This is a genomic window from bacterium, assembly GCA_019637795.1.
Taxonomy (GTDB): domain Bacteria; phylum Desulfobacterota; class Binatia; order HRBIN30; family CADEER01; genus JAHBUY01.
In genome coordinates this window covers 1,248,707-1,256,220 of record JAHBUY010000001.1, presented here as the reverse complement: position 1 = coordinate 1,256,220, position 7,514 = coordinate 1,248,707, and the positions used below count along the sequence as shown (strand labels likewise).

The 7,514-nt window shown below is 63.8% G+C and carries 9 protein-coding genes; all 9 read left to right on the top strand.

Features of this window, described 5'->3' with window-relative positions:
• Positions 1 to 119 precede the first annotated feature (119 nt).
• The 9 genes from KF840_05365 (at position 120) to KF840_05325 (ending at position 7,048) form a co-directional block, all read left to right on the top strand.
• The gene (locus KF840_05365; GenBank protein ID MBX3024323.1) at positions 120 to 323 is read left to right on the top strand and encodes a type II toxin-antitoxin system HicB family antitoxin; all 204 of its coding nucleotides are present in this window, start codon (positions 120 to 122) and stop codon (positions 321 to 323) included.
• Positions 320 to 535 carry a type II toxin-antitoxin system HicA family toxin gene (locus KF840_05360; protein MBX3024322.1) on the top strand — a complete coding sequence of 72 codons (216 nt, stop codon included), beginning with the start codon at positions 320 to 322 and terminating at the stop codon, positions 533 to 535. The genes KF840_05365 and KF840_05360 overlap by 4 nt, the downstream gene beginning before the upstream one ends.
• 78 nt (positions 536 to 613) lie before the next feature.
• A complete protein-coding gene (locus KF840_05355) occupies positions 614 to 2,143 on the top strand; it encodes a DUF1566 domain-containing protein (protein ID MBX3024321.1) in 1,530 nt (509 codons plus the stop codon).
• Between the two features lie 130 nt (positions 2,144 to 2,273).
• Positions 2,274 to 3,080: an orotidine-5'-phosphate decarboxylase gene (gene pyrF, locus KF840_05350; protein ID MBX3024320.1), complete on the top strand. Its 807-nt coding sequence runs from the start codon at positions 2,274 to 2,276 to the stop codon at positions 3,078 to 3,080.
• 138 nt (positions 3,081 to 3,218) lie between these two features.
• A complete protein-coding gene (locus tag KF840_05345; protein ID MBX3024319.1) occupies positions 3,219 to 3,479 on the top strand; it encodes a DUF4160 domain-containing protein in 261 nt (86 codons plus the stop codon).
• A gap of 9 nt (positions 3,480 to 3,488) precedes the next feature.
• Entirely contained in the window at positions 3,489 to 3,740 is a 252-nt protein-coding gene (locus KF840_05340) for a DUF2442 domain-containing protein (GenBank protein MBX3024318.1), read from the top strand.
• 662 nt (positions 3,741 to 4,402) lie between these two features.
• Positions 4,403 to 4,600 (top strand): type II toxin-antitoxin system HicB family antitoxin, encoded by a 198-nt coding sequence (locus tag KF840_05335; protein ID MBX3024317.1) that lies wholly within the window; start codon positions 4,403 to 4,405, stop codon positions 4,598 to 4,600.
• Positions 4,601 to 4,603: 3 nt separating this feature from the next.
• A complete protein-coding gene (locus tag KF840_05330) occupies positions 4,604 to 4,819 on the top strand; it encodes a type II toxin-antitoxin system HicA family toxin (GenBank protein ID MBX3024316.1) in 216 nt (71 codons plus the stop codon).
• Between the two features lie 813 nt (positions 4,820 to 5,632).
• On the top strand, positions 5,633 to 7,048 hold the full coding sequence (locus tag KF840_05325) for a DUF1254 domain-containing protein (GenBank protein ID MBX3024315.1): 1,416 nt from the start codon (positions 5,633 to 5,635) through the stop codon (positions 7,046 to 7,048).
• The last annotated feature ends 466 nt before the right edge of the window (positions 7,049 to 7,514 follow it).

The following is a 7,514-nucleotide window of genomic DNA, read 5'->3' as shown; positions in this document are numbered from 1 at the left end:
ACAAGCCGCTGGAGCCGACGGCGGGTTGGAGCTGCGCGCTCGGCATGCAGGTCTCGTCGCCCCGCCGCGGCTGAGCGCCCGCGTTAGGCCGCGAGGCGAAGATCCGGTACTCTGCCCGCATGACCTTCAGCGTCCAAGTTGATCGGGAGAGCGATGGGCGGTGGATTGCCGAGGTGGCCGAACTGCCGGGCGTGCACGTGTATGGCGACAGCCAGGAACAGGCGCAGGCCAAGGCGCAAGCGCTGGCGTTGCGAGTGCTCGCTGATCGGCTCGAAAACGGCGAAGCCGTTCCCTTCGAGAGCGTTCTCTTCTCGGCGGCATGAGCGCATGGCCGAGCGCCCCGGCTCGTCGCGTCCTCCGTGCCCTCCTGAGAATCGGGTGGGTCGAGAAGCGTCGGGCGGGCGGCTCGCACCTCGTCCTCTCGCGTCCGGGGTGGCCAGACTACGTTTGGGCATTCCACGACCGCGACGAAATCGGCCCGAAGATGCTTGCGCGCATCTCGAAACACACCGGCCTCGAACCGCAGGATCTGTAGCGCGCCTAACTGAAGCGGTGCAGCCGACGCGGGCCTGCGGCCCGCGTGGCTGACCGCTGGCGTTAGGCGAAGTGTCTTATGCCGGATACGTCGATCGGACGCGCCGCGATATTCGCCACCCCGCTCTGCGCCCTCGCATACGTCGTACTGATCGCGTGTTGCCCGACCCTCGCGGTATCGCTACCGCCCTGCGTCGGCGACTGCACCGGCGACCGGCGGATCGACATCAGCGAACTGGTGCTCGGAATTACGATCGCGCTGGGAGAACACGCGCCAGATTCGTGCAGCGCCTTCGCAAACGTGGAAGGAGAGGTGACCATCGATCAGCTCGTTCTAGCCACGGGCTACGCGCTAGACGGTTGCCCGGCAACACGCTTCGTCGACAATGCTGACGGCACGATAACCGACACCGCCACCCGTCTGGTGTGGGAGAAGAAGGTCGGTCTGGGCGCGGGAATGGATCTCGAGAACCTACACGCCGCCGACAATCAATACTTGCTCTTCGGGGGCTGCGGCGGTGGTTCCGACTACTGTCAATCCAACGAGGCGGCGCAGGCCGCGTGCCTGAAAAGCGATCTGGACGAGGAACTCTGTTCCTTCTGCGCGCCAATCCTCGACCTCCAATTGAAATGCGATACTGGCCCATTCCAAACGGTGTGGGACTGGATCGCGCAGCTCAATGCGACGCGGTTTGCTGGACAGTCTGATTGGCGCATTCCTACCGTGGACGAGCTCGCGACGTTGGTTGATTATGCTGCGGTCGACCCAGCCGTCGATCGCGCCTTTCTCGGCTCTAAATGTGGCGGCGACTGCATGGACATTGCCAGCAGCGCTTGCAGCTGTAATCAAACCTGCGGCAGTTCCAATGGACTGCCTACATACTGGTCGGCGTCGAAGACCGTGGCAGGCTACGACGATGAACCTTGGTACGTGGATTTTTGCGCCGGCGGGATCGGCAACATAGGGGCCGCGGGAACCCTCTTTGTAGAACGAGCTGCGCGAGCAGTCCGTGGGAATTGGCTTCAGCCTGTTCCGCGTTTTCTGGACAACCACAACGGAACGATCTCGGACCGGCGATCGGGCCTGATGTGGCAGAAGGAGCAGTGTGGACGGTTCGTCTGGGCCGGTAAATGTGAACGCGCTCCCGACGTTCTGTGCCAACCCAACGTCGGCGCTGCTGCGACCTGTGCCGCGGCCATGGGTGTCGGAAGCCTCGGATGCGCGATGTGCGGGGAAGGTTCCTGTGTCCTTGATTCCTACGATGCGGGAGTCATCACTACCGTCTGGGACCGGCTCACGCAGGCGAACGAGAGCGTACTCGGTACACACAGCGATTGGCGCGTACCTACCATCGAAGAACTCGAATCGATCGTCGACTATTCCACAGCGAAACCGGCTTTGTTCGAGGCGTTCGGCCAGGGTTGCAACGTTCGCTGCAGCGCTGACGACGACAGCGGGTGGCACTGCCTTACCGTGGGCGCGTATTGGAGCTCGACGAACCTGATGTCTCACGATGAACTCGCTTGGATAATTGACGACGGCGAGGTCTATAATGGCGACAAGTACTACGTGGCCGGGCTGCGGCTTGTCCGAAAGGAACTGCAGTGATTCAGGGCGCCGCCACTGAGATCTGCGCGAAAACCCGCTTGCGCAGCCTAACAAAGCGGTGCAGCCGAGGCGGGCCAGCGGCCCGCGCGGCTGACCGCCGGCGTTGGACGGACAGGCTCAAGGGTCCGACATGAACACTGCTTTGGACTACTTCAGTAAGCTTCGGGCAGCGTCAACTGCTCGAGACTCGCTGCTTTGTATAGGTCTGGACCCAGAGCCGCGGATCATCGGTGGTGGGATCGAGACGGCAATCGAGCTTTCACGTCGAATTATCGACATTACGTCGGACATCGCCTGCTGCTACAAGCCGAACTCAGCCTTTTGGGAACAGTACGGCCCAAAGGGATGGGAGGCGCTTTCCGTCGTCCGCGATTGTGTGCCGCCCGATATCCCAATTTTGTTGGACTGCAAGCGAGCTGATGTACCAAATACGATGATGGCCTATTCGTCGGCGGTGTTCGAGGCCATGGAGTTCGACGCGGCGACTGTACATGCATACCATGGCGCGGATTCTATCGCCATGTTCGCCAAGTACGCCTCTCGGGGGGTGTACGTCGTCTGTCACACTTCGAATCCTGGTCGCACAGATCTTCAGCATCTAGAGCACTATGAACAACCCCTGTTTATGGCAGTTGCAGAACTGGCTCCGAAGTGTGACAAAAGCGGCAATGTAGGAGTGGTGATGGGAGCGACAGCATCACGCGAGATCGCGCGGGTACGCCAGCGATTCCCCGCGCAGCCTTTCCTTTTGCCGGGCATCGGAAGGCAGGGTGGTGATGTCGAGGCAGCGGTACACGCTGCTTTCACAGGAGACCCTGCCTCGTGTGTAATCGCAATTTCCGGAGCGATAATGTGCGCAGAAGAGCCCCGCGCCGCAGCAATCAGATGGCGAGACCGGATTAGGGCCGCTACCGAGGCGGCGTCCAAGGTCTTGTAGCTGGTGCCGTCCAACAATGCAGGTGCAGCGGACCGCTCGAACCGCCACGCCCTTTGCTTACGCAAAAGTTGCGCCGTTTCGCTCGGCCGCTGACCTGCGACGTTGGGCGGACGTGCACGAGGGGGGTAGGATGGCGGCGTGCCGGTCATCTCAGTCTTCTTCGGCATCGTGATCCGCATGTTCTACCGTGAGCACGGAGTCGCCCACTTCCATGCCGACCATCAAGGTCAACAAGCGACGTTCACGCTCGACGGCGAGTTCCTGGCTGGCACGCTTTCGTCTCGCACCGCCCGACGATTGATCAAGGAGTGGACGTTGGCGCACCGTGATGAGCTGCAAGCGAACTGGGACCGCCTCACCGTGGGTGAGGCACTGGAGCGGATTCCGCCGCTGGAATGAGGTAGCCGCATGGCGTTTCTTCCAACCGTGGTCGCAGCGGAGTACCGAGGGGCGTATCGGATTCACCTCGTCTTCAATGACGGGGTTGAGAATACCGTCGACTTCTCGGCGTGGCTTCAGGGGCCAATCTTCGAACCGCTTCAGGACCAAGCGTACTTCGAGCGCTTCTTTGTCGACGGAGGCACCGTGACCTGGCCCAACGGCGCCGACATCGCGCCAGAGACGCTGTACGAGCGAGCCAAGTCGAGTGTCGCCGCCTAACGAGGCGTTAGCCATGCTGTGCCGACCCCGCATGGTCCAAGTAAGCGTGCTCGCTTCTGCTCTGCTGATTGGGTGCGGCGCGCGGCCCTCTCCGCCGGGACCGGACGAGCGAGGCGCTGAGCGCTCGGAAGCGATCCAAGTCGATCGTGCTCAGGTTGTCGGGTTCTTCCCGGATGTGTCCGAGGCCGAGGTCGAGGCAGATCAAGGAACGCAGTCGGCACTTGAGCACTTCGGGTATGCTCTCGAGGACACGGAGAAGTGCCTGCGGCCGAGCGGAATCCCAGTACGGGCTGTGTACGCGAACGAGATAGTCTTTGAAGACGATGGCCGTCGAACAGTCTTGGACCTACGTGAGCTCTCGAACGAAAGTGTCGGGTGCGCGTTTGTGGCACCTACACGCGAGCCCAAGTTCGTCCGGGCGACAGCTGGCCCGAGTTCCCTAATGCTTCTCTGCCCGGCTGCCGCATCACTGTACTTCTCTGCCCCGGAGTGCTGCCCCAAAGGATGGAAATGCTGTCCAGATGGAAACGTTGTGGGCGCGGAGCACCCATGTCCTGGCTAACAAACCGGTGCAGCCGCGCGGGCCTGCGGCCCGCGCGGCTGACCGCTGGCGTTAGACCGCTCGGAGCAGTCGAGGTAGTGTCGCGAGCGAGGAGCCGACGATGAGGTATAAGGTCTTGCTGCAGCGGTCCGATGAGGGCTTTGCCGTATCGGTCCCGGGGCTACCCGGATGCTGGTCGCAAGGAAAGACGGAACAGGAAGCACTCGAGAACGTCGCCGACGCCATTCAGGAATACCTCGCTGTCGTCGACGAAGAGCTCAAGGACGGCGATATTCGTGAAGTCGACGTTGCGGTGTGAGCGGTGGGGAGGATCCCCGGGATTCCGCACCGTCGGGCGGTGCGTGCCCTTGAGAAGGCAGGGTTCCGCATCGCACGCGAAGGTCGCAAACACATCGTGCTCTCCGATGGCAAGCGCATCGTCACCGTTCCACGGCACGATCCGCTGAATGCCCTTACGTTGGGCGGTATCGTGCGCGATGCCGGGCTGACCGAGGATGAATTCCGCAAGCTTTTGTGAGCCGCGTCTAACAAGCCGCTGCAGCCGACGCGGGCCGCAGGGCCGCGTGAACGACGGGCGGCCTCGCGTCGCCGGCCCGCGCGGCTGAGCGCCAGCGATGCAGCCGACCGGCTTGAACAGCGCTGCTCGCCGCGAGCTTCAGTGCGCCGGCGGCTCATCGCCAACGCGTCAGGCCGGCAGGAAGTCGGGAGACGAGGGGCAGGTTGAACGGGTTGCGACCACCGCGACGATCCAGCTCGTCGCCGGCCCTGTCGTCGCCGGCGGGCGCGGTGGGCCGTCGCTCCGGAGGTACGGCGCTGCTCGCGCGAGCACGAATGGCGCCGCGTCTCGTCGTCGAGTGCCGCGCGCGAGCCGTCGCGAACGGCTCCTCACTCGCACCGCCGCCCTAACTGGCGTGGCCGGACGACGGCGGGCGCCTGCGCCTGGTCGGCCATCGCCGCTCCGCGCGCCATCGTCCGCATCCTCGCCCACCTCGGGCTGCCACAGCAACGCCGCTGCCCCCCTTGGCACCCGAGCTGGCTCTCCGCCGACCCGAACTGACCCCGCCGCCGCCGGGCTCGGTCCCGGCGTCGCGTGTCGCCGCCGCGCGCCCTGACGCGGCCCGGCAAGCGGCCGCGACGGCTCTTCATCGACCAGTGTACCGCTGCGACCGGCCTCGGGTGCCGACCACCAACGTCTGATACTGGTGGGGGGCTATCTGGAATAGCCAGCTCATGCGTAGCAATAAAGACGGGCTGCCCGCCTCGAACCGCGAAAGGTTCGCGGCGAGGGGCAGGTCAAACTCACCACACGAAGCGAGAGGAGTAACGGAGTATGCGTAAGCCGAGACTGATGCTGGCATCAATGATGGTGGCAATGGCGGCAGCGCCGATCGCTGTTTCAGCGCAAGTGGCACCGGAGGAAGCGGTCGCGATTGCCACCGACGCCTACGTCTACGGTTATTCGCTCGTCACCACCGACGTGACGCGCATCCAGATGTCCAACGTCGCCGACGCCACCGAACTGCAGGCGCCGGTGAACCAGTTCATCAACGTCAAGCGCTATCCCCCGGCGGACTACCGCGGCGTCTCGGCGCCGAACGCGGACACGCTGTATTCGTTGGCCTGGCTCGACCTGAAGGAGCCGCAGGTCTTCAGCCATCCGGACATGGGCAAGCGCTATCACCTGTTCCCGATGGTCGACCTGTGGATGACGATCTTCGCCAGCCCCGGCACCCGCACCGGCGATAGCAAGGCCGCCAACTACCTGATCACCGGACCGGGATGGAAGGGCGAGGTGCCCAAGGGCATGAAGCACATCCCTGCGGCGACCCGGTACATGGTGATCCTCGGCCGCACCTACGCCGACGGCACCGACGCCGACTACGCGACCGTCAACGCGTTGCAGGCGCAATACAAGATCACGCCGCTGTCGGCGTGGGGCAAGCCGTTCACGCCGGTGGCACCGCCGGTCGACGCGAACCCCGGCATCTCGATGACCGACAAGCCGCAGGCGGTGATCCTGGCGATGGGCACCGAGGGCTACTTCAACTGGCTGAGCAAGCGCATGTGCGATGTCGCCCCGGCGTATGCCGCCGACGCGCCAGCGCTGGCGCGCTTCGCGAAGATCGGCTTCGAGCCGTGCAAGCCGTTCGCGCTGTCCAAGCTCGATCCGGCGGTGCAGGCAGCGCTGAAGGATCTGCCCAAGACCGCGCTCGACAAGATCGGCGCCAACCAGAGTGCCCTCGGCAAGATGGTCAACGGCTGGGAGGTCACCAAGGGGCTGGGTCAGTACGGCACCGACTACATGAAGCGTGCCGTCGTCGCGGCCTTCGGCTGGCCGGCGAACCTGCAGGAGGATGCGGTCTACCCGTACACGCTGATCGACAGCACGGGCGCGAAGCTCACCGGTGCCAACGAGTACACGCTGACCTTCGCCAAGGGCCAGACGCCGCCGGTCAACGGCTTCTGGTCGATCACGATGTACATGATCGACCAGGGTTGGTGGTTCGTGCCGAACGAGCTGAACAAGTTCACCGTCAGCCCGCGAGACAACCTGAAGGCCAATCCCGACGGCTCGATCACGCTCTACTTCCAGAAGAATTCGCCGGGCAAGGACAAGGAATCGAACTGGCTGCCCGCGCCCGCAGGCGAGTTCATCCCGATGCTGCGCATGTACTGGCCGAAGGACAAGGCCCCCTCGATCCTCGACGGGAGCTGGGCACCGCCGAAGGTGCAGAAGGTCCAGTAGCAGCGCCCGGCGGAAGCGCGCAGGCATCTAACGACCGCATCCACCTGCCGGCTACAGCGGGCCTCACCCGCTTCCGCCGGCAGGTGATGCGGGGGCGTTAGCCCCATCGAGAATCGGATGGTACAGGCGACCGATCCGCATGGAGTTCGAGATCCTCGGTCCGCTTCGCAACCCGGAGACCATCGCAACCGGGCCGTCGGTCCGCGACCGCGCTCGACTGCGACGGCTGTATGGTCGCGGTCGGTGACGAAAGCGGAAGGGCATCGCAACGGTTCGCCTGCCCGACGGCGTGGTCTGCGAAGCGGAGTTGCATTGGTACGAGGCCACCGGCGTTGGTAGAAAGGAAGTGAAGGTCAAGCGGTTGCTGGGGTGACGACGATGGCCAGAGCGGGACAGAAAAAACGATTTGTCGTATGCGTGCGGAACACGGGTTATCCAGCCTCACTTGAGTTGCGGAAGATCTACC